A 339-nucleotide genomic window follows, 5' to 3' on the forward strand; every position below is an offset into this window, starting at 1 on the left:
CAGCTTAGTTGAAGAAGACGAAGTAGATATTGACGATGTACTAGATACTGAGCAACCTGAAAGTGATGTTCATGATTCTGAAATAGATCATGCATTGGCGGACTCAATTGAAGATTTAACTGACGCGCAAGAAGAGTTAAATAGTGAAGATGTAGAATCTATCGCTTCATCTTTTGCTGAGCCTGAGCCTGAGCCTGAGGTAGAGCCAGAAATTGAAGCTGAGCCTGAAATTGAAGCTGAGCCTGAAATTGAAGTAGAGTCAGAGCTTGAAGTTGAGCCTGAACCTGAAGCAGAGCCTGAAGTTGCAGCTGAGTCAGAAACTGCAGCTGAGCCTGAACT

1 protein-coding gene is annotated in these 339 nt (G+C 43.7%); it reads left to right on the plus strand.

Annotated features, from left to right (window positions below; all coding sequences use genetic code 11):
- Window positions 1-339 (plus strand): hypothetical protein (locus tag CWB75_RS18775; RefSeq protein ID WP_212750905.1); only part of this gene is annotated, 339 nt, incomplete at both ends.

Origin of the sequence: Pseudoalteromonas sp. S1608 (assembly GCF_005887265.1) — a bacterium.
In the GTDB taxonomy this organism is placed as follows: Bacteria; Pseudomonadota; Gammaproteobacteria; order Enterobacterales; family Alteromonadaceae; genus Pseudoalteromonas; species Pseudoalteromonas undina.